Origin of the sequence: Cephaloticoccus capnophilus, from assembly GCF_001580045.1 — a bacterium.
GTDB classification, from domain to species: Bacteria; Verrucomicrobiota; Verrucomicrobiia; order Opitutales; family Opitutaceae; genus Cephaloticoccus; species Cephaloticoccus capnophilus.
Genome location: NZ_LSZP01000004.1, coordinates 1 through 20,610 on the forward strand (window position 1 = coordinate 1; position 20,610 = coordinate 20,610).

Here is a 20,610-nt window from a genome sequence, read left to right on the forward strand (position 1 = left end):
CCCCCCCCCAGCCGGAGATTACTTATAAAGATAAGTTAGGTAGCACTTATGGTGCAGTTTTGAATATCTCTGGTGAGGAACATATTAACAATGGTTTTGTAGGAGGAGTGAAATTTAATCCTTCAAGCTCAGGAGCACGTCTTTATATAGATAGTGGGGTTGCGACGATTGATGCTGGGGGGATTCATATTTATAATGGCAAGTGGTCTGAGATTCGTGGGCCTGGGCAACTAACGTCTAACCAGAAGTTTTTAGATATTGTCGCTCATGTGGACACTACGGGAGTGGTTCCTCCCGGGAAGAGAGTACACTATGGGCTCAGAATAGAGTCGGTTATTTCAGGGAAGATGGGGCTTCGGATGAGTGGGAAGCATGAGGGGACTGCCATCGTTTATTTACAGGGAAATCAGAATAATACGTTTACTGGAAATGTGGAGGTTTCCGGTGGAAGCAATTATCTGGCCTTGGGGAAAACGAATGGAGCGATTGCGGTTTTGGGGAATGTTTTTGTGAGTAGCGGGGCAGTGTTGCGCTTTGATGCGAGCCAGCAGCTGCGCTTTACGTCGAATGTAACGCTAAAGAATGCCACACTTTACCATTCTGTCGAAAAAAAAGAAATAAGGAATAAGTTTCATCGCCTGACCGTTTCTGGTAGTAGGGGAGTAGTTTCTTTCGGAAGTGGGGGGACACATTCCCATAAACGTTACCTGTATATTGACGAGCTAGTGATTGAGGATAAGGCACGTATCGAGGTCAATGAGTGGGCACCGGGGCGGGACTTCTTTTTGGTGAAGAAGACAATGAATAAGGAAGATCTCGATGCGCTGATGGGGAAAATTCACTTCCGAGGCTGGCTGCCGGGGAGGACGCATTTGGAGTCTTATGACAAGGATTATTGGCAGATCAGCGGAACGCCGGAGCCAAGCACGTACGGAGCGATTTTCGGTGCGCTTGGGCTCGGGCTTTCGGCGTGGAGGGCCCGCCGAAAACGGCGCAGCCAAGTGGGGCCTTAGTTTAGGGCTTTGCGTGGAATAGCCGATTGCTTTTCCCGGAGCTCGGCGCACTTGTCCGCGCGTGATGAAGGCTGCCGATTAAACGCGTCGTTGGGGCCGCTTGCAGAACAAAAGGGGGAGCGGGTTTTCGTGTCCGACCACGCGCCAAAGCGCAGGCCTCGCCGTTCACGGCGAGGTCAAGCGAGGTCATCGTCATATGGAGCCGAAGGCTCCCCTAGCTTGTGGAGGAGAAGCTCCGACCACAGGGGCGGAGTTCTTCACTATTTGGCCCAAGTGTCGCGCAGGGTGATGGTGCGGTTGAAGATGAGGCGAGCGTCGCCGTCTGCTGCGGCGTCTTCGTTTTCGGCGACGTCGAGGGTGAAGTAGCCGAGGCGCTCGAACTGGACGGGTTCGTTGGGCTGGGCGCTGGCAAGTGCGGGTTCTAGGCGGGCACCGTAAACGGTTTCAAGTGAGTGCGGGTTGAGGACTTTTAGGAAATCGTCTTCGGCGGCGGGTTCGGGCACGGTGAAGAGCCGTTCGTAGAGCCGGACTTCGGCTTCGATCGATTCGGGCGCGCTGACCCAGTGGATGGTGCCTTTTACTTTTTTGTTGGAGTTGGGCTGGCCCGCGCGGGTGTCGAGTTGGGCGGTCGCGCGCAGTTCGGTCACTGCGCCGGTTGCGGGGTCTTTTACGATTTCGTCGAGGGTGATGATGCAGGCGTATTTTAGCCGGACTTCGCCGCCGGGTTTTAGGCGGTGGAATTTGGGCGGGGGGACTTCGGCAAAGTCATCGCGCTCGATGAAGACTTCGCGGGTGAGGGAGACAGTGCGGGTGCTGGGCGCGTCGTTTTGCGGGTCGTTGGTCGCTTGGCAGGGGATTACTTCGCCTTCGGGGAGGTTGGTTAGGATGAGTTTGAGCGGGTGCAGGACGGCGAGGCGACGGGGGGCGGTTTTGTTGAGTTCGTCGCGGAGGGTGTGTTCGAAGAGGGCGATGTCGGTGAGGCCGCCGTCGTGGGTGGTGATGCCGGTCTCGATGACGAAGCGGCGGAGTGCGGCGGCGGGGATGCCGCGGCGGCGCAGACCGGCGAGCGTGGGCATGCGTGGGTCGTCCCAGCCGTTTACGGCGCGTTCCTTCACGAGGCGCAGGAGGTTGCGCTTACTCATGAGGGTGTAGCTGGGGATGAGCTTTGCGAATTCGTATTGGTAAGGGCGCGGTCGAGGGAGGTCGAGGGAGTCGAGCACCCAGTCGTAGAGGGGGCGGTGGGCGACGAATTCGAGCGAGCAACAGCTGTGGGTGACGCCTTCGAGGTAGTCGCTGAGGCAGTGCGCGTAGTCGTAGAGCGGATAGATGCACCAGCGGTCGGCGGTGTTGTGGTGGGTGATGTGGCGGATGCGGTAGAGGAGCGGGTCGCGCAGCCAGAGGTTGGGCGAGGCCATGTCGATTTTGGCGCGGAGGGTGCGCGCGCCGTCGGGGAACTCGCCTGCTCGCATGCGGGCGAAGAGGTCTAGGTTTTCCTCAACTGAGCGGTCGCGGTAGGGGCTGTTTTGGCCGGGAGTGGTGGGCGTGCCGCGATAGCGCTCGGTGTCTTCGGGGCTGAGGTCGCAGACGTAGGCTTTGCCACGGCGGATGAGTTCGAGGGCGTAGTCGTAGAGGGCGTCGAAGTAGTCGCTGGCGGCGTAGGGCTCGGTGTCGGGCGCGTCGGCGGGGGCGTGGGGGACGAGGTGGTCGGGGTGGCCGTCGGCGCTGCGGTGGGCGGCGGGGCCTGCACCGCGTGGCTTAAAGGTGAGCTGGGCGTCGGCCCAGTCGTGGATAAGCCAGCGGATGTCGCGGGTGATGGCGGCGACGTAGTGGGCGTCTTCTTTGGCAGGGTTGGTGTCGTCGAAGCGTAGGTGGCAGCGGCCGGCGTTTTCGCGGGCGATGCCGAAGTTTAGGCAAATGGCGCGGGCGTGGCCGAGGTGCAGGTAGCCGTTGGGCTCGGGAGGGAAGCGGGTGACGATTTGCGGATAACGGTTTTCCGCGACGTGGGCGGCGACGATGTCGCGGATGAAATCGGTGGGGGAGGTGCGCAGGGCGGCGTCAGCCGCCAAGGCTGACGCACTTGTCGCCGCCGCGGCTGGCGCAGGTGTCGCTGCTGAGCTGTCGCTTTCTAAGCCAGTGTCGGTTGGAGTGATCATTCGTTAAAGTATGGGTTTGCTGGGAGTGTGCCGCAGCCTGCTGCTTGTTCCGTCTTTTGGGCCGGAGTGCGTTGCGGACGCTTGGCTTACCTGTGTGGGGCGGGGTTTGCGGGGAGCTCGTCGTCATCGGCCATTTCCCGGAGCAGGCTGCCGAGGTAGGGGATGAGTTGCTTTTTGCGACTGACGATGCCGGGGAGCTCAAAGCTTTCCTCGTTTTTTACATGGGGGTAGGTGATGCGGCTGATGACGCTGGGGTCGCCTTTGACGAGGAGGACGGAGTTTTGTGTGTTGATGTCGGTGACGAGCAGGCAGGCAAAGGCGAGGGCTTCGGTGTCGCGCAGGTCTTGCAGGGCTTGTTCGATTGCGGTGGCGTGCTTCCAGAAGTTGCGGAAGCCGAGTTCCTCGACTTGAGAAACGGAGAAGCGGACGCCTTCCTCGGTGTAGATTTTAAAGTCGGCGCGGACGACTTGCTTCGCGGGGTTGCCGAGAATGACCGAGCCGGAACTAAAGATTTGGTCCGCGAGCTGGTTGGGATCCACGGCGGCGATGCCCGAGAGCCAGCGGAGGATTTCGGCATCTTTGGCAGTGGCGGTCGGGCCTTTGAGGAGGAGCGTGTCGGTGATGAGTCCGGACATCATGATGCCGGCGAGGTCGGGCGTGGGGGTGAGCCCTTCGCGGCGGTAGAGGTCGGCGACGATGGTGCAGGTGGAGCCGACGGGCTCGTTGATGAAGAGGATGGGCTGCTGGGTATTGATGGGGCCGAGTCGGTGGTGGTCGATGATTTCGACGATGCGGGCTTGGTCGGCACCGGGGACGGCTTGCGTCATTTCGTTGTGGTCGACGAGGACGAGGCGTTTACCCACGGGGCGCAGTAGGTCGCTTTTGGTGAGAATGCCTTGGAGCGTGCCGTTTGCATCGGCGACGAGGAGCGCGTGCGAGGAGTGCGGGCTGAACTGTTTACGCGCGAGGGTGAGCGGCAGGTCGGCACTGAGGGTTTTAAAATCGCGGTCGATAATCCGTTCTAGGGTCGAGGCAGTGCGGACAATCCAAGCGGTGGTGGCGGTGTCGTGTGGGCTGGAGAGGATGCATGTTCCGCGCTCGGTAGCGAGGGCGACGACTTCGGGATCGACGGCGCGGCCTCCGCTAACGATGAGCGCGCGGCTGCCGATCTCGATGGCGCGGAGCTGCACGTTTTTTCGGTCGCCGACGATTGTGATGGATTGGGAGGCGGGGATATTCTCGCGCTCGGACATTTTCCAAAAGCTGGCGATGTCCATTGCCGCAATGTGGACGTAGAGGGTTTCGAGCCGGTCAATGTCGGTGGCGGTGAGGATGGTCGCCGAGAGCGAGCGGACGATGCGGCTAAGGCTGGTGTGCACCTCGCGCATCCGGCGCGGGTCTTGGGTGTGCGGGACGAAGAAGCCGCCCATTTGCGCGAGGGAGAGGCTGCCGAGAATTTTGCGGTCTTTGTCGGTGATGGGCAGCACACTCACGCCGCGCCGCTCGAAGACTTCGAGCGCTTCGAAGCACGTCGCGTCGTCGCTTATGTGGACGACGTCGCTAGTCATGAGGTCGTGCACGCGCGGGAACACGTCGCTCAAGTAGAGAGGGAGCGGCTGGTTGAAGCGATGTAGGATGGTATCGATTCGGACGTTGGAATTGCCACAGCGGGCGGCGACGAAGTTTGGCTCGCCGCGTTGTTCCTTAAACGCCGTATAAGCGATCGCCGCACAAATAGCGTCGGCATCGGGGTTCTTGTGCCCGATGACGTAGGTGATTTCCCGAGAGTTGGTTGGTGCGGCAGGGGCAGGAGTGGCAGGGGACATGGGTGTGTTGTGTACAGGGAGGAGGCGGGCATAACGCATGCCACGTTAGCGGGATACGGGAAGCTCAATTGCGGGTGAGAATTAAGTCGCGCGCTGAAATTTTGCTGCGGGCCGTTTGCCGCGGGCCGGGCACATGAGATTTACTGCACGGCCTGCCGTGCTCATTTTTATGTATCTATATTGAAACTACGACTGAGTGATTACGAAGAAGGCGCGGGCGTGCCGCTGGGTAGGCCGATGCCACCGCGACTGGTCGCCCAGACTTTTATTCCCGGGCGGCGAGGGAGGGCTTCCAAGAGGTTGTCGGTGCGCTGGCCGGTCTGCGTGTTGATAAACTTGGCCGAGGCGGTGTCGGAGAAGAACTCTACGTTTCCGCCGAGGAAGACGACGTAGCCGCCCGTGTCGCCGTAAACGCCGTTTGCCGGATCCCAGGATCCGGTGGGCAAGAGTCCGCGAGTAAAGGCCACTGGCGTGGTTGCCGGGTCACTCATTCGCAAGCCGCCTACGAATTCCCAACTCAGCTCGCGCCCGGTGCTAAAGGCAGCGTCGACGAGGTTGCGGTTTTGCGGGTTGAGGATGGTGGGCGGCATTGTGCCATCGAAGGCGGGGTCGACTTGCGAGAAGTACATGCTCGGCTCGTTGAGCGAACCGGCGCGCGCGAGGAGCCCGGGCCATAGGAAGACGTTCTCAGTTGCGGAGAGCAGCCCGGGCACATCGGGGTTGGGTAATCGGTCGTTATTATCCGCTGCGTAGGTGAGGGCGGCTTGGATGACTTGGCGCAGGTTGCTGCCATCAACCGAGCGTTGGGCGCGCGCGCGTACGCCGTTGACGGTGGGGATGATGATTGCGGCCAAGATGCCGATGATCGCGATCACGGTGAGTAGCTCAATGAGCGTAAAGCCCGCGGTCGCGGACGAGGCGGCAGGCTGTTTTTCGGCGTTTTTCGCCGCGTTACTTTGGGGGGATTTGGGTGCGTCAATCATGGGGAACAGGGGGTGCCGCGCAACGTCGCCCGAGAGGCATTTTACGCAAATGCGCATTAAAGAAACGAATGTGTGCCATCGTGCACTTAGCGGACTCGACAAAGCGTTGCGCCGCGCCCTAGCGTCCCGCCTCCTTTTGCTGACTTATGAAAATTTACCTCGATGGGCAGTTTGTGGATTCTGCTGATGCCAAAATCTCCGTTTTCGATCATGGTTTGCTTTATGGGGATGGCGTGTTCGAGGGCATCCGCCTGTACGGAGGGAATGTGTTTCGACTAGAGGAGCACCTGGAGCGGCTCGAATACTCGGCGCGCGCCGTCATGCTCGATATCCCGCATACGCGGGCCGAGCTCAGCGAAATCGTTTGCGAGACATGTCGGCAAAACGAGCTCACCGATGCGTATATCCGGCTAGTCGTTACGCGCGGCATTGGCGACCTCGGGCTGGCCCCGTGGACTTGCCCAAAGCCCTCGGTTTTCGTTATCGCCAGCAAGATCTCCCTGTATCCTCAAGAGTACTACGATAACGGGCTAGCAATCGTCACCGTGCCCACACGCCGTATCGCCCCCGGGGCACTCCCCGCGACGGTTAAGTCGCTCAACTACCTGAACAATATTTTGGGCAAGATTGAGGCCAAGCAGTTTGGCGCGTTGGAGGCGATTATGCTCAACGAGCAGGGCTACGTCGCCGAGTGCACGGCGGATAACATCTTTATCGTGCACAAGGGCGAACTCATCACGCCCGCCACGAGCCAAGGTGCGCTCAAGGGCATCACACGCGATGCGGTGCTCGATATCGCTGCCGAGCTGGGCGTGCCGCTGCGCGATGCAAACATGACGCGCTACGACGTGTGGTGTGCTGACGAGTGCTTCCTTACTGGCTCGGGTGCGGAGGTCGTGCCGGTGATCGCGCTCGACGGGCGGCGGATCGGCGACGGGCGGCCCGGGCCGATTACGCGCGATGTGTTGGCGTCTTTCCGTCGCCGTGTGCTCGTCGAGGGGACGCGTATTTAAGCGCTGAGCCACTTCGGGCATTTGGGCGCGTCGCGCGTTGCGGCGCGTCTTTGGTTTTACTCGGACTGCTAGGCCGAACAGGGAGGCGACGCAGCTCGAGTTACACTTATAACTCCTGTGCCACTCTGTCGCGGCCTGCTGTGCCCAACGGGCGACATTGGCGCGGGATTACCTGGCTATGTGCGCTTGCTAGATTGTTACATCTTGGCAGCTTAGGCGGTATAACGCGCTCCTTCTCCCTATGGCTAACCCTCTCAAATGTGATCTTTGCGAAAAGCCCGCCACTGTGCACTTGACGCAGATCGTGAACAGCAAAGTTCACAAGGTGGACCTGTGCGAGGAGTGCGCCAAGGCCAAGGGCGTCACTGATCCGACCGGCCTTTCGCTTTCGGATCTCCTTCTCGGAGCGTCGCTTGCTAACGCCAGCACGAGCGAGGGCGCCGCCGCCGCGCTCACTCATCCCTTTGCCCCGTCGCCCGCCATTCTGCGTTGCGAAAAGTGCGGCTATACGGAGGTCGAGTTTAAGAAGACGGGGCACCTCGGTTGTCCCGATTGCTACGAGACCTTTGAGCCGCACATTGAGGGCATGCTCGAAAAGATGCACAAAGGCACCGCCCACCTCGGCAAAGCCCCGCAACGTGCGCTCGCCCGCCAAAACCTGCACCGTCGCCTAAACGAACTCAACGATGCCCTCAGCGAAGCCATTAAAACCGAGCGGTACGAAGACGCCGCCCGCTGCCGCGATGAAATCAACGAAGTCAAACAGGCCTTCGGGCAAGAGCCGCCGCGTTAAGCCGCTCACGCTTGAGACGCTCCTCGACGCGCCCTCCGAACTCGCGACCGACCTCGCGAGCAGCGAGTCCGTCGTGCTCATGACGCGCATCCGCCTCGCGCGAAACCTCGCCGCAACGCCCTTCCCGGGCTGGGCGGGGGCCGAGCAGCGCGAGGACGCCTACGAGACTTGCCGCGCCGCGCTCAACGCCGTGTCCCCGATGCGGCGCGGGCTCAGCCTTAGCGTTGCCGAGCTTGGCGACCTCGAAAAACAAATCTTGGTCGAGCGGCACCTCATCAGCCGCGAGCTCAGCGACACAAAGGCCAGTGCAGGTGTGGTCATCAGTGCTGACCAATCCCTCTCGGTAATGATTAACGAGGAGGACCACTTGCGCATCCAATCTCTGCGCCCGGGCTTCCAACTTGCCAAAGCCTGGAGCGCGATCAACGACCTCGACACCGCGCTCGAAGAGCACCTCAACTACGCGTTTTCGCAAGAGCGCGGCTATCTGACCGCTTGCCCGACGAATCTGGGCACCGGCATGCGCGCCTCGGCTATGATGCACCTGCCCGGCCTCGTCATCAGCGGGCAAATGGAAAAAATCGTCCGCGCCGTAAACCAGCTCGGGATGGTCGTGCGCGGGCTTTTTGGCGAAGGCTCGGAGGCTAGCGGCAGTATTTTCCAAATTTCCAACCAGACCACGCTTGGCGAGTCTGAGACCGACATCCTTAGCCGCCTCTCCAGCGTCCTCAGCACGATTGGCGGCCACGAACGCAACGCCCGCGCCCGCCTCCTCGAAAGCGACGCCAGCACGCTCTTCGACAAGATTGGCCGCGCCTACGGTATCTTGCGCAATAGCCACCTGCTCAACTCCTCCGAGGCCATGAACCTGCTCTCGCTGCTTCGGCTCGGCGTCGACTTGGGCAATTTCCCCGCGACCGAACGCTCGCGCATCGATCGCCTTTTTATGGAGACGCAGCCCGGCCACCTCCAACGCGCCCGCAAAGGCGAGCTCGACCCGCAGCAGCGCGACCTGCTCCGCGCGGCTCTCCTTCGCGCAGAGTTTGCCAAGGTCGCCGCTCCCGCTTTCAGTGCGCCGCTTCCCTCGTCCGACCAGCCCACGCCCGAGCCCGAAACCCTTTAGAAAAACGCCGCCCTCACCGCCGCGTTTCTCGCAACCCAAGCACGGGCCCAGCTCCCCCAGCTAATCAACCCTTTACTCAAAAAAACGCCGCCATGTCCCAACAAGACCCGACGAACAACTTCACCCCGCGCGCCCAGCAAGTCCTCGCCATGTCCAAGCAGGAGGCCGCCCGCTACAAGCACAACTACGTGGGCACCGAGCACGTCCTGCTCGGACTCATCAGCCTCGACGAAGGCGTCGCCGTGAGCGTGCTCCAAAAGATGGGCATCAACCTCGAAAGCGTGCGCGCCGAAATAGAGAAACAGGTCGGCACCGGCCCAGGCGAGGGCGCGCCCAACCCCATCCCCTACACGCCGCGCGTTCGCAAAGTCCTCGCGCTGGCGGCCAAGGAGGCGAAGACCCTCAAGCATTCCTATATCGGCACCGAGCACCTGCTGCTTGGCCTCTTGCGAGAGGGGGAAGGCGTCGCGTCTCGTGTTCTTAAGGAACTCGACATCGACATCGAGCGCACCCGCCAAGAAATCCTCAAGGAACTCGACCCGCAATTTTCCGGCGACGGGGCGGGAGACAACGCGGACGGCCCCTCGATGGCGGCCGCCGGGGGCCCGGGCGACGACCCGCGCAACAACACCGTGAAGACGCCCGCGCTCAGAGCCTTTGGCCGCGACCTCACCGAGATTGCCCGCAAAGGCGAACTGGACCCCGTCGTGGGCCGCCAAAACGAGATTCGCCGCGTTGTCCAAATCCTTTGCCGCCGCACCAAAAACAACCCCGTCCTCATCGGCGAGGCAGGCGTGGGCAAAACCGCAATCGCTGAGGGACTCGCCCAAGAAATCGCCATCGGCGCAGTCCCCGACATCCTCTCCGAGAAACGCGTCATTACCCTCGACCTCGCGCTCATGGTCGCCGGCACGAAATACCGCGGGCAATTCGAGGAGCGCATCAAAGCCGTGATGGACGAGATTCGCCGCGCCAAAAACATCATCCTCTTCATCGACGAGCTGCACACCATCGTCGGCGCAGGTGGCGCGGAAGGCGCGATGGACGCCTCCAACATCTTTAAACCCGCACTCTCTCGCGGCGAACTCCAGTGCGTCGGCGCGACCACACTAAACGAATACCGCAAATACATCGAAAAAGACGCCGCGCTCGACCGTCGTTTCCAGAGCGTAAAAGTCGAGCCACCCAGCGTCGAGGACACCATAACCATCCTCAAAGGCATTCGCAGCAAATACGAAGACCACCACAAAGCGGTCTTTACGGACGCCGCGCTCGAAGCCGCCGCCAAGCTCTCCGAGCGCTACATCACAGGCCGCTTTCTGCCGGATAAAGCGATCGACATTATGGACGAAGCGGGAGCCCGTGCCCGCATTAACTCGATGGTTCGCCCGCCCAACATCGAAGAACTCAACGCGAAAATTGAGGCCGTCTGCGCGGAAAAAGAAAAAGCCATCACCGGCCAGCTCTTCGAGGAAGCCGCCAAATATCGCGACGAGGAGAAGCAGCTTCGCACCCAGCTCGACGAAATCACCGCCACTTGGCGCAAAGAGCGCGACGAGCAGCGCGTCACTATCGACGAAGACCTCATGATGGAGGTCGTCTCCACTTGGACGGGGATCCCGCTTACCCGCATGGAGCAAAAAGAGACCAAACAACTCCTCTCCATTGAGGCGGAGATTCAAAAAGTCGTCGTCGGCCAAGACCTTGCCGCCTCGGCAATTGCCCGCGCACTACGCCGCTCCCGCGTCGACCTCAAAGACCCACGCCGCCCCATTGGCTCCTTCCTCTTTGTCGGACCGACCGGCGTTGGCAAAACCGAGACCGCCAAGCAAGTCGCCGTGCAAATGTTCGGCAACCAAGACGCGATCATCCAAGTCGACATGTCCGAATACATGGAGAAATTTGCCGTCTCGCGGCTCGTCGGCTCCCCTCCCGGCTACGTCGGCTACGACGAAGGCGGCCAACTCACCGAAGCCGTCCGCCGCCGCCCCTACTCGGTCGTTCTCTTCGACGAAATCGAGAAAGCGCACCCCGACGTCATTCAAATCCTCCTGCAAATCCTCGAGGAAGGTCGCCTCACCGACTCGCTCGGCCGCACTGTGGATTTTCGCAACACGATCATCATCATGACCTCGAACATTGGGGCGGCACTCCTCCAACGGCAGACCTCGATGGGCTTTGCCGCCGCCGCCGCGAACCCCAACGACGCGGATAAAATGCGCGAGAAAGTCATAGAAGAGTCCAAGCGCGTTTTTAAGCCCGAGTTCCTCAACCGCATCTCCGACATCATCTTTTTCCGCCCGCTGGAAAAAACTGACCTCGTGAAAATCGTGGACATCGAGTTGGAGAAATTTGGCAAACGCCTCGCCCCTCGCGCGATTACGATTGAGTTCACTAAGCCCGCGAAAGAGCTCCTCATCGACAAGGGCTACGACGAAAAATACGGGGCGCGCCCGCTGCGCCGCGCGATTGAGAACTCGCTGGAAGATCCGCTCGCAGAGGCGATTTTGAAAGGCGAGATAAAGGACGGCGACTCCGTGCGGGTCGACCGCGACGGCGAGAAACTCATCTTCAAATCCGCCGCAAAACGAAAGCCCCGCGGTGCAAAACCCGCTGCCCCCGCCGACCCCGAACTCGCGCGGTGAAGCGGCCCGCTGCAAAGTAAAACCGCCCGCGCTTGCGACGAAGGGCTCTCCTGCACGGAGAGCCCGCTTTGGTCAGGCGTGTCGTGGGCGAAACCTTACGGGTGGACAGCGTTCTAGTCGGACTACCTGTGGCAGGCGATTTGAGGATTGCGTAGCGGGCGGGTGGGCGCATTCGCTGGGCGCTTCCTAGTTTAGAGCCCTCTGGGCTTTCCCCGAGTGACTCACACCATGAATGTAGAACAGCAGTCCGAACAGCAGCAGCCCATGCGGCATACGATTTCTGCCCTCGTTGAAAATAAATTTGGCGTCCTTGCGCGCGTCGCCGGCATGTTTTCGGGACGCGGGTTTAACATCGACTCGCTCAATGTCGCCCCCACGCACGAAGCGGCCTTCTCGCGAATCACCGCGACGCTCAAGGGCGATGACCACGCTCTCGAACTGTGCATCAAACAGCTGCGCAAACTGGTCAACGTCGTTGAGGTCACCGACTTCGCCGAGGGCTCGGCGGTCACGCGCGAACTCGTGCTCGTAAAAGTCCGTGCCGACGCGCGTACGCGCTCCGAGATTTTGCAAATCAAGGACATATTCCGCGCCAAAATCGTGAATATGTCGCATGACGACCTCGTCATCGAGTGCACTGGCGATGACGAAAAGGTGAGTGCCTTCCTCAACTTGCTCGACCCGTTTGGCATCCTCGAACTCGCGCGCACGGGCCGCCTCGCGCTCAAACGCTGACGCGCTTCCACTGCGCGCCGCTGCCGCGATACCACTCACCGCTATGCTATCTCATCACTGCCCGGTGCGCGACCGATGCACTCGCGCGCGTTAATTTATTATTTCTCGTTAGTTCCTCGTTCCTCATCCAATCCCTGTCTCTCTCATCATGCCTGCTAAAATCTACACTGACAAAGACGCCGACCTAGGCGTGCTTAAAAACAAAACCCTCGCCGTTATCGGCTACGGTTCCCAAGGCCACGCGCACGCGCTCAACCTCAAGGAGAGCGGCTGCAAGGTCATCATCGGCCTCTACGCCGGGAGCAAATCGCGCAGCGTCGCCGAGGAGCATGGGTTTAAGGTCTACGACACCGCTGAGGCGGTCACCAAGGCCGACGTCATCATGATTGCGCTGCCCGACATGGTGCAGGCCGACGTTTATGAGTCCGACATCGCGCCCAACCTCGCCAAGGGCAAGACCCTCCTTTTCTCGCACGGCCTCGCGATCCACTTCGACCTCATCACCGTGCCGAAGGGCGTGGATGTCATCATGGTCGCCCCCAAAGGCCCCGGCCACATCGTGCGCCGCCTCTACGTCGAGGGGAAGGGCATGCCCGCCCTCATCGCCGTGGCACCGGGCAGCTCGCGCGACGCGAAAAAGACCGCCCTTGCTTGGGCAAAAGGCATCGGCTCGACCCGCGCGGGCGTCCTCCAAACCACCTTTAAGGAAGAGACCGAGACGGACCTCTTTGGCGAGCAAGCCGTCCTCTGCGGCGGTGCGTCGGCCCTCGTGCAAGCGGGCTTCGAGACGCTCGTCGAGGCCGGTTATCAACCCGAGATGGCCTACTTCGAGTGTCTGCATGAGCTCAAACTCATCTGCGACCTCATGTATGAGTCCGGCATTGCTGGCATGCGCTTCTCGATCTCGGAGACCGCCAAGTATGGCGACATTACGCGCGGCCCACGCATCGTTAACAAACAGACGAAGGCCGAGATGAAGAAGATCCTTAAGGAGATCCAAACCGGCAAATTCACCAAAGAGTGGGTTAAGGAGCACAAAGGCGGCCTGAAAAACTACAGCGCGCTACTCAAAGCCGGAGAGAAGCACCAAATCGAGAAGACCGGTGCTTACCTGCGCGGTATGATGCCTTGGATGAGCAAGAAAAACATCAAAGGCGCACAAGCCTCCTACGCGTAAGCTTATCTCATTACTGTGAGTCGCGCGTTCAGCTCCGGAGAAGCACCCCATCTCCGGTTTGACGCATGGCTTCAGAGACAGACTGAATCGGCATCGGCAGCGCGCTCCCCTACGCGCTACTGATGCCGATTCTTGTTTTTCTGAAAGGGATTTTTTCGCACAAGTAAGCATCCAACTCGCGCTGCCGTGACCTCTGTTTCTCATTTTCCCGATTCGCTTGCTTCTTCCGGTGACGCGGCGGCAACGACGCCGCACAGAAAGAACGGGCCTTTGATCCTCGCCACTCGCAAAAGCCCGTTGGCCCTCGCCCAAGCCGAACTCGTCGCGTCGCGGCTTCGCGAGAAGCTTGGGGCGAGCGTTGAGCTACTGCCGATGACGACGACTGGAGACAGGCAAGCCCAGTGGTCGCTCGAAAAACAAGGCGGTAAGGGGCTTTTCACTACGGAGCTTGAACAAGCAGTAATCGACGGCGAGGCCGACCTCGCCGTGCACAGCACCAAAGACCTGCCCGGCCACACCTCGCCCCAACTCATCATCGCCGGCTATCTGCCGCGCGCGGACCCGCGTGATGTGCTCGTGTTCAGAAGCGAGGCTAAATTGAGCTGTGGACAGGGCCCAGCTCGTCCGCGCCAAGCAAACGGCCCTTTGGCCCTCGCGACGAGCAGTCCGCGCCGTCGCGGTCAACTCGCGCTGCTCTTCCCCGATGCGACCTTTTGCGAAATCCGTGGCAACGTGGAAACGCGTTTATCAAAGCTTGCCGAAAACCAAGCGGGTGGCGCCGAAGGCACTGTCCTTGCGGCGGCAGGACTCGCCCGACTCGGCATTGCGATTTGGCCGGGCCTAGAGTTTCGCCCGCTCGCCTTTACTGAAATGGTTCCGGCGGTGGGGCAGGGCGCGATTGCCGTGCAAACGCGCATCGAGGATGCCGCGCACTATGCGCCGATCCTCGACCCTGGAACGGCTTGCGCCGTGCGTGTCGAGCGTGCCTTTCAAGCCGCACTCGGTGGCGGCTGCCACACGGCGTTTGCGGCGCACGCAGCGGGCGACACGCTCCACCTCTTTCACGAAAAAACAGGGCTTCGTCGTTTTCCGCTGAGCGAAGCGGAAGTCCATGCCCCCGCAGATACCGCCAAACGCATCCTTAACACGCTCGGCCTTCTCTCATGAGTTCGTCCTCTCGCAGCACTCCCCATCGTAACACCAAAGCTAAACCCCTCGCGGGCCGCCGGATCGCTATCACTCGTGCGCGCGAGCAAGCGGGCGAACTCTCCGCCAAACTCGCCGCGCTCGGAGCCGAAGTCCTAGAGCTGCCGCTGATAAAAATCAGCCAGTCTATCGACAAGCAGGAGCTCGCGGACGTGCTTCTCGAGTTCGGCAGCTACGACTGGATCGTGTTCACCAGTGCCAATGGCGTCCGCTATTTCTTCCAAGAGTTTTTTAGGATCTTCGACGACATTCGCTCGCTCGGGCTGTTGCGTTTTGCGGCGATTGGCGCGGGCACGGCGCGCGAAATCGAGGCCCTGCGGCTAAAGGTCGAGTGTAAGCCTAAGCGCGCGACCGGCGGCGCACTCGCCGAGGCACTGATCGAAACCGGCAGTCTCGATAACGCGAAGGTGCTCGTCATTACCGGAAACCTAAACCGCGACGAACTCGTGCAGAAGCTCGAAGCGGCGCGGGCCATAGTCGACCGACTCCAAGTTTACAAAACCGAGCAGGTTCAGCTTGCGAGCGATGAGGTCGCGCACGGCAGTGCTGCGGCGGGCACGGACTCTGCGATTGCCGACTTTCGCGCACGCGGGGCCGACTGCGTGCTCTTTGCCAGCTCTTCGGCGGTGACTTCTTACGCTGACCAAGCGGCCAGCCTAAGGCTTGCCGATGGGGCGAAGCCGCCCTTGTTTGGCAGTATCGGAGAACTCACTACGCAGACGCTTCTGCAGCGCGGACTGCCGCTCGCCTTCGAGGCGCGTGAGCCGAGTCTCGATAGCTTGGTTGACGCACTTACCGAAAAACTCGGGAACTAACCCGTGTGGGCGCGGCCCAAATTTTACCGTTTTTGATGAAAGTCCCTTTCCTCGACCTCAGTCTTCAACACCAAGCGATTCGCACGGAGGCACTGGCCGCGCTCGCAGCGACTTATGATGCGACGCGCTTTTGCCTCGGGCAGGACGTCGACGACTTTGAGCGCGGCTTTTCCCAAACACTCGGCTATCCGGCTGCGCTGGGCCTAAACAGTGGCACTGCGCCGCTGCACATGGCCTGCCTCATGGCGGGCTTCGGCCCGGGCGACGAAGTGATTACGACGCCGTTTACGTTTATTTCCTCGGCGTGGGGGATTAGTTACACCGGTGCGCGGCCTGTCTTTGCGGACATCGAGCCGGAGACCTACAACCTAGATCCCGCGAAGCTCGAAGCGGCGATTACGCCGCGTACAAAGGGAATCGTCGTAGTGCACCTGTTCGGACTGCCTGCGCGGATGGACGAGATTATGGCTGTGGCGCGTAAGCATGGGCTCTTCGTTATCGAAGACTGCGCCCAAGCAGTCGGCGCGCAGTATCGGGGGACGCCGGTCGGGCTTTTGGGCGACGTGGGCACCTTTAGCTTTTACCCGACCAAAAACCTCGGCGCCTGCGGCGAAGCAGGGATGCTCGTTGCTCGCGACGAAAAACGCTTTGCCCGCGCTCGGCTGATGCGTGTGCATGGCTCGCCGCGCCGCTACGCGCACGAGATCCTGGGCGGGAATTGGCGGATGGATGGCTTTCAGGCCGCAGTCCTCAATATCAAGCTGCCGCGACTTCGCCAATGGACGGCTCGGCGGCGTGAAATCGCACGGCACTACGCGGCGGGCATTCGGCTGCGCGAGGCGGCCTTGCCGACAATCGCTGCCGATTACGGTGAGAGCGTCTTGCACCAATTTACGCTGACGCATCCTCAGCGAGACGCGCTGCGCGAGCACTTGACCGCCTGTGGCGTGGGCACGGACTTGATTTACCCGCTGCCGCTACATCTCCAAAAGTGCTACGCCGATCTCGGCTACGCGAAGGGGAGTTTTCCGGTTGCCGAGCAAGTCGCCGAGCAGTGCTTGAGTTTGCCGATCTTTCCCGAGCTGACGGATGCGCAGGTCGAGCATGTCATAGCGAGCGTTAACGCTTTCAACCCTGCCGCCCGATGACTTTATCAGGGGAAATGTCGGCAGGTAGGGAAGAGCGATTGCAGGAACGATTTCGCCTAAAAGTGTGCGGGCTAACTTCGCTGCGCGACGCGCGTTACGCCGAGCAGTGCGGGGCCGATTACCTGGGCTTCATCCTGCACCGGCGCAGTCCGCGCTTCGTGTCGCCCGAGCGTTTTTTTGAGATGCGGCCCGCCCTGCCACCGCAGAAGAAAGTCGCGGTCGTAGTCGAGCCCGATGAGGAGTTGTTGGGCGAAATGCTGGAGGCAGGCTTTGACTTTTTCCAAGTGCACTTTCGGCACACGGTGGAGCCTGCGCTGCTGCGTCACTGGTCGACGGCGTTGCGTGGGGAGCGGCTCTGGCTCGCGCCCAAACTGCCACCAGGCGAGGACGTGCCGGAGGCGTGGTTTCCGCTCTGCGCGGCAGTGATGCTCGATACCTTTTCGCCCGATAAATTTGGTGGCACGGGAGAGGTGGGCGACTGGGCGAAGTTTGCCCGGCACCGTGTGCGCTATCCTACGCAGCAATGGATTTTGGCCGGTGGGCTCGGGCCCGATAATATCGGCGAGGCGGTGCGAGCGAGCGGCGCGCGCTTCGTCGATGTGAATAGCGGCGTCGAGGCTGCGCCGGGGGTTAAGGATTTGCGCAAGCTGGAGCGATTTACGGCCGAGCTTGCTCGTGCGCGAGCAGCGCTTGCTTGATTTCGAGGCCAAAGGCGAAGCCGCCGAGCGTGCCGTTTGCGGCGATCACTCGGTGGCAGGGGACGATGAGGCAAATCGGGTTGGCTGCATTGGCCGAGCCGACGCCGCGTGCGGCTTTCGGGCTGCCAAGTTGTGCGGCGAGTGCGCCGTAACTCGTAGTCTCGCCGAAAGGGATTTCGCGCAGCGCGGCCCAAACGCGCTGCTGAAATGCGGTGCCGCGCGCGGCGAGCGCTAGGTCGAAGCGGTGGCGTTTTTGCCTAAAATACTCTTCGACCTGCTTACGGGCTTCGCTGCGGCGAGTGGGCGTTTTGAACGCGCTGCCTGCGGGCTTCGCTGCGGCGGGTAGGCGCTTGCGCAGCGCAGTTTCCTCGCCGAAAGCGGTGGCGTGGATTGCGCCGCTTGTATCGGTCGCGATTGAGAATGGGCCGATTGGCGTGGCGAAGGTTTCTAGGAAGAGTGGGGGAGGCAGGGGAGATTGGCGGGGCATAGTGTGCGGAAGCTGTGTGCCGATCGACCTCTCGACAAGGCCGGTCGCAGTGGCACAGTGGGTGCCGATGAGCTCAAAACTTTACGACCAATTGCGTGCGGACATCATCACTGCCATGAAGGCGCGCGACTCGGTGACGACCACTGCGCTGCGCACTGCCGATGCGGCGATTAAGCGCGCCGAGCTCGACGGCAATCTGGCAATCGACGACGCGCTCGTGCTGGCGACCTTGCGCAAGGCGGTCAAAAACTTGAGCGACGCGCGGGAGGATTTTCTAAAAGCGGGACGCGCTGACCTCGTCGCTGCCAATGATGCCGAAATCGCACTTTTATCGAAATACCTGCCGCAGTCGCTTTCTCTAGAAAAGCTGGAGGCACTCGTAGTCGATGCGATCGCGGCGACCGGGGCTACGGCGAAGCGCGACATGGGCCGAGTGGTGGCCGCACTCAAACAACACGCAGACGCAGGCTCAATCGACTTCGGCACCGCCAGCAAACTCATCCAAGCTCGGCTCGGCTGAAGGCAGGGCGGTCAGTGACCGCAGCCAAAATAAAACAGCACCGCCGCCGCTGCGCTCGCGTGGGCAGCACGCGGCGCCTATGCCGCTGCCCGTGCGCAGCGTGAAACGCTCACTGGAGGAAGCCGCCGCCGAGTCCACCGAGTCCGCCGCTCGCGCCCGCTGCACCGGCTCCGCCCATGCCGCCATTTGCCTGCATGGCTTGTTGCATTTGGCGCATCATTTTGCGCGAGCCGCCGCCTTTCATCATCCGCATCATTTTCTGCATTTGCTGGAACTGTTTCAGGAGTTGGTTGACCTCGACGATTTTGACACCTGCGCCGTTGGCGATGCGTTGGCGGCGGCTGCCGTTAAGGATTTGGGGCTTTTGGCGTTCTTGGCGTGTCATCGATTGGATGATGGCCTCGGTGCGGCTCATTTGTTTGTCGGCGTTGTCGGGGAGGGCGACGCCGCTCATGCCGGGGATCATTTTGAGCAGGCCCTGCATGGGGCCCATTTTTTTGAGCTGCTGCATTTGGGCGAGGAAATCGTCGAGGTCGAAGTCGGCTTTGCGCAGCTTCTCGGCCATGCGCTCGGCTTCTTTTTGGTCGATGGTTTCTTGGGCGCGCTCGACGAGTGAGACGACGTCGCCCATGCCGAGGATGCGGGAGGCGAGGCGGTCGGGGTGGAAGGGTTCGAAGGCGTCGGTCTTTTCGCCGGTGCCGGCAAATTTGATCGGGACGCCGGTGATTGCCTTGATGGAGAGGGCGGCACCGCCGCGCGCGTCGCCGTCGAGTTTGGTGAGGATGAGGCCGGTCAGGGAGACGGCGTCGTGAAAGGCGCGGGCGACGTTGACGGCTTCTTGGCCGAGGGCGCCATCGGCTACGAGGAGGACTTCATCGGGCTGGATGCGGGTGCGCAGCAGCTTGATTTCCTCGATGAGGTCGGTGTCGATTTGGAGGCGTCCGGCGGTGTCGAAGAGGAGGGCGTCGTGGTTGCCTGCTTTGGCGGCGTCGAGTGCGGCCTTGCCGATTGCGGAGACGTCGCGCGAGTGGCGGTCGGCGTAAAACCCGAGTCCTTCTTGGGCGGCGAGGATTTCGAGTTGGTCGATGGCAGCGGGGCGGTAGATATCGCAGGCCACGAGGAGGGGCGAGTAGCCGCGTTTTTTGAGTAGCCGGCCGAGTTTGGCGGTGGAGGTGGTTTTGCCCGAACCGTGGAGGCCGACCATCATGAGGCGCAGCGGGCGGTGGTCGGAGAGCGCGGTGGTGCCTTCGCCAAGGAGGGCGCTGAGTTCGTCGTGGATGATTTTGACGATTTGCTGGCCGGGGGTGACGGACTTGAGGACGTCTTGGCCGATGCAGGCGCTTTGGACGCGGTCGATAAAATCGCGGGCAACCTTGAAGTGCACGTCGGCGGCAAGGAGTGCCGTGCGGACTTCTTTGAGGGCGTCGGCCATGTTGGCCTCGGTGAGGCGGCCTACGCCACGAAGGTTGCGGAGGGCGGAGCCGAGTTTGTCAGTAAGGGATTCAAACATGGTGCTAGTCGCACATCCATTCACGCTGGCGCGACAGCATGCAAGAACCCAACGCCGCTTCCCGCACTGCGGTGGCTCGATGCGCAGTAGCTACGCCTCATATTTCACTGCGGCGTCATATAATAGTGTGGATTCGCGAAGCGGGGGCGGCACACAGTGTGCGCTTTCCCTATGAATCCTGTTCTTAAGCTTTTGATGGAGAGCAGCGGTGGCGGAGTCGCTGCTTCGGCGGCGACCAGCGCGCTGGGCTCGGTCGCACAGTTGGCGCAGCTCGCTGGGCTTTCGGAGGCGGAGGTTAAGGCGCAGTTCGATGAGCTTAAAACGCAGGGCGTTTTTCTCGGTTGGCGACCTGTGCTGGACTGGGCGCGTGTGAGTGCGGCTAGCGGCAGCGCCTCGGCAGGTGAGGGCGGCGCAGCCGTTGCGCAAGGTACGGTGCGCGCGGTGATCGAAGTGCGGCTAACGCCGGAGCGCGGGGGCGGGTTTAACCGGCTGGCGAAGCGGATAAGCCTCTTCGATGAGGTGGAGTCGTGCTTCCTAATGTCGGGCGGCTACGACCTGCTCGTTTTTGTAAAGGGGCAGTCGATGCAGAAGGTCGCGGGCTTCGTCTCCGAAAAACTTTCGACGATCTCTGGCGTGCTCTCCACGTCTACGCATTTCCAACTGCGTTGCTACAAGGACCAAGGCTTCGTCCTCGACCCTGATCAGGGTGAGGCGGAGCGGCTGAGCATCGCCCCGTAATGCTCTGCGTAGTCCGCTAACTATTAC

General features: G+C 61.1%; 18 protein-coding genes. 13 read left to right on the forward strand and 5 right to left on the reverse strand.

Annotation, left to right across the window (positions count from 1 at the left end):
* The coding region (locus AXK12_RS00460) for a PEP-CTERM sorting domain-containing protein (protein ID WP_156468742.1) at window positions 1-1,013 on the forward strand (1,013 nt) is incomplete at its 5' end.
* 260 nt (window positions 1,014-1,273) lie between these two features.
* On the opposite strand, the gene glnS is transcribed toward AXK12_RS00460, so the two are convergent.
* The 3 genes from glnS to AXK12_RS00475 form a co-directional block, all read right to left on the reverse strand.
* Entirely contained in the window at window positions 1,274-3,166 is a 1,893-nt protein-coding gene (gene glnS / locus AXK12_RS00465; protein ID WP_068710817.1) for a glutamine--tRNA ligase, read from the reverse strand.
* Window positions 3,167-3,252: 86 nt separating this feature from the next.
* A complete protein-coding gene (locus tag AXK12_RS00470; protein ID WP_068710818.1) occupies window positions 3,253-4,992 on the reverse strand; it encodes a putative manganese-dependent inorganic diphosphatase in 1,740 nt (579 codons plus the stop codon).
* Between the two features lie 200 nt (window positions 4,993-5,192).
* Complete coding sequence (locus AXK12_RS00475; protein ID WP_082782529.1) at window positions 5,193-5,975, reverse strand: type II secretion system protein; 783 nt, start codon at window positions 5,973-5,975, stop codon at window positions 5,193-5,195.
* Between the two features lie 146 nt (window positions 5,976-6,121).
* On the opposite strand from AXK12_RS00475, the gene ilvE reads away from it, so the two are divergent.
* The 10 genes from ilvE (at window position 6,122) to AXK12_RS00525 (ending at window position 17,328) form a co-directional block, all read left to right on the forward strand.
* Complete coding sequence (gene ilvE, locus AXK12_RS00480; protein WP_068710819.1) at window positions 6,122-6,988, forward strand: branched-chain-amino-acid transaminase; 867 nt, start codon at window positions 6,122-6,124, stop codon at window positions 6,986-6,988.
* Window positions 6,989-7,229: 241 nt separating this feature from the next.
* Complete coding sequence (locus AXK12_RS00485) at window positions 7,230-7,781, forward strand: UvrB/UvrC motif-containing protein (RefSeq protein ID WP_068710820.1); 552 nt, start codon at window positions 7,230-7,232, stop codon at window positions 7,779-7,781.
* Window positions 7,732-8,904 (forward strand): protein arginine kinase, encoded by a 1,173-nt coding sequence (locus tag AXK12_RS00490; RefSeq protein ID WP_068710821.1) that lies wholly within the window; start codon window positions 7,732-7,734, stop codon window positions 8,902-8,904. Before AXK12_RS00485 ends, AXK12_RS00490 begins: the two co-directional genes overlap by 50 nt.
* 92 nt (window positions 8,905-8,996) lie before the next feature.
* On the forward strand, window positions 8,997-11,549 hold the full coding sequence (locus AXK12_RS00495) for an ATP-dependent Clp protease ATP-binding subunit (protein ID WP_068710822.1): 2,553 nt from the start codon (window positions 8,997-8,999) through the stop codon (window positions 11,547-11,549).
* Between the two features lie 264 nt (window positions 11,550-11,813).
* Window positions 11,814-12,284, forward strand: coding sequence for an acetolactate synthase small subunit (gene ilvN / locus AXK12_RS00500; RefSeq protein WP_068710823.1), 471 nt, complete (start codon window positions 11,814-11,816; stop codon window positions 12,282-12,284).
* Window positions 12,285-12,432: 148 nt separating this feature from the next.
* Complete coding sequence (ilvC, locus tag AXK12_RS00505) at window positions 12,433-13,461, forward strand: ketol-acid reductoisomerase (RefSeq protein ID WP_068710824.1); 1,029 nt, start codon at window positions 12,433-12,435, stop codon at window positions 13,459-13,461.
* 270 nt (window positions 13,462-13,731) lie between these two features.
* A complete protein-coding gene (gene hemC / locus AXK12_RS00510) occupies window positions 13,732-14,628 on the forward strand; it encodes a hydroxymethylbilane synthase (protein WP_068710825.1) in 897 nt (298 codons plus the stop codon).
* Window positions 14,625-15,482, forward strand: a complete 858-nt coding sequence (locus AXK12_RS00515) for a uroporphyrinogen-III synthase (protein ID WP_068710826.1) — start codon at window positions 14,625-14,627, stop codon at window positions 15,480-15,482. The genes hemC and AXK12_RS00515 overlap by 4 nt, the downstream gene beginning before the upstream one ends.
* 35 nt (window positions 15,483-15,517) lie before the next feature.
* Window positions 15,518-16,630: a DegT/DnrJ/EryC1/StrS family aminotransferase gene (locus tag AXK12_RS00520; RefSeq protein WP_068710870.1), complete on the forward strand. Its 1,113-nt coding sequence runs from the start codon at window positions 15,518-15,520 to the stop codon at window positions 16,628-16,630.
* On the forward strand, window positions 16,627-17,328 hold the full coding sequence (locus tag AXK12_RS00525) for a phosphoribosylanthranilate isomerase (RefSeq protein ID WP_231863460.1): 702 nt from the start codon (window positions 16,627-16,629) through the stop codon (window positions 17,326-17,328). The genes AXK12_RS00520 and AXK12_RS00525 overlap by 4 nt, the downstream gene beginning before the upstream one ends.
* On the opposite strand, the gene AXK12_RS09475 is transcribed toward AXK12_RS00525, so the two are convergent.
* On the reverse strand, window positions 17,288-17,815 hold the full coding sequence (locus tag AXK12_RS09475; protein WP_068710828.1) for a methylated-DNA--[protein]-cysteine S-methyltransferase: 528 nt from the start codon (window positions 17,813-17,815) through the stop codon (window positions 17,288-17,290). The two genes, AXK12_RS00525 and AXK12_RS09475, sit on opposite strands and share 41 nt — an antisense overlap.
* Window positions 17,816-17,882: 67 nt before the next feature.
* On the opposite strand from AXK12_RS09475, the gene AXK12_RS00535 reads away from it, so the two are divergent.
* Window positions 17,883-18,335: a GatB/YqeY domain-containing protein gene (locus tag AXK12_RS00535; protein WP_068710829.1), complete on the forward strand. Its 453-nt coding sequence runs from the start codon at window positions 17,883-17,885 to the stop codon at window positions 18,333-18,335.
* 109 nt (window positions 18,336-18,444) lie between these two features.
* On the opposite strand, the gene ffh is transcribed toward AXK12_RS00535, so the two are convergent.
* On the reverse strand, window positions 18,445-19,845 hold the full coding sequence (gene ffh, locus AXK12_RS00540) for a signal recognition particle protein (RefSeq protein WP_068710830.1): 1,401 nt from the start codon (window positions 19,843-19,845) through the stop codon (window positions 18,445-18,447).
* Window positions 19,846-20,016: 171 nt separating this feature from the next.
* On the opposite strand from ffh, the gene AXK12_RS00545 reads away from it, so the two are divergent.
* Complete coding sequence (locus AXK12_RS00545; RefSeq protein ID WP_068710831.1) at window positions 20,017-20,583, forward strand: Lrp/AsnC family transcriptional regulator; 567 nt, start codon at window positions 20,017-20,019, stop codon at window positions 20,581-20,583.
* The last annotated feature ends 27 nt before the right edge of the window (window positions 20,584-20,610 follow it).

Coding starts and splice junctions, on each gene's coding strand:
- glnS (WP_068710817.1), bottom strand. CDS start 3,166: ATGATCACTCCAACCGACACTGGCTTAGAAAGCGACAGCTCAGCAGCG.
- AXK12_RS00470 (WP_068710818.1), bottom strand. CDS start 4,992: ATGTCCCCTGCCACTCCTGCCCCTGCCGCACCAACCAACTCTCGGGAA.
- AXK12_RS00475 (WP_082782529.1), bottom strand. CDS start 5,975: ATGATTGACGCACCCAAATCCCCCCAAAGTAACGCGGCGAAAAACGCC.
- ilvE (WP_068710819.1), top strand. CDS start 6,122: ATGAAAATTTACCTCGATGGGCAGTTTGTGGATTCTGCTGATGCCAAA.
- AXK12_RS00485 (WP_068710820.1), top strand. CDS start 7,230: ATGGCTAACCCTCTCAAATGTGATCTTTGCGAAAAGCCCGCCACTGTG.
- AXK12_RS00490 (WP_068710821.1), top strand. CDS start 7,732: ATGAAATCAACGAAGTCAAACAGGCCTTCGGGCAAGAGCCGCCGCGTT.
- AXK12_RS00495 (WP_068710822.1), top strand. CDS start 8,997: ATGTCCCAACAAGACCCGACGAACAACTTCACCCCGCGCGCCCAGCAA.
- ilvN (WP_068710823.1), top strand. CDS start 11,814: ATGCGGCATACGATTTCTGCCCTCGTTGAAAATAAATTTGGCGTCCTT.
- ilvC (WP_068710824.1), top strand. CDS start 12,433: ATGCCTGCTAAAATCTACACTGACAAAGACGCCGACCTAGGCGTGCTT.
- AXK12_RS00515 (WP_068710826.1), top strand. CDS start 14,625: ATGAGTTCGTCCTCTCGCAGCACTCCCCATCGTAACACCAAAGCTAAA.
- AXK12_RS00520 (WP_068710870.1), top strand. CDS start 15,518: ATGAAAGTCCCTTTCCTCGACCTCAGTCTTCAACACCAAGCGATTCGC.
- AXK12_RS00525 (WP_231863460.1), top strand. CDS start 16,627: ATGACTTTATCAGGGGAAATGTCGGCAGGTAGGGAAGAGCGATTGCAG.
- AXK12_RS09475 (WP_068710828.1), bottom strand. CDS start 17,815: ATGCCCCGCCAATCTCCCCTGCCTCCCCCACTCTTCCTAGAAACCTTC.
- AXK12_RS00535 (WP_068710829.1), top strand. CDS start 17,883: ATGAGCTCAAAACTTTACGACCAATTGCGTGCGGACATCATCACTGCC.
- ffh (WP_068710830.1), bottom strand. CDS start 19,845: ATGTTTGAATCCCTTACTGACAAACTCGGCTCCGCCCTCCGCAACCTT.
- AXK12_RS00545 (WP_068710831.1), top strand. CDS start 20,017: ATGAATCCTGTTCTTAAGCTTTTGATGGAGAGCAGCGGTGGCGGAGTC.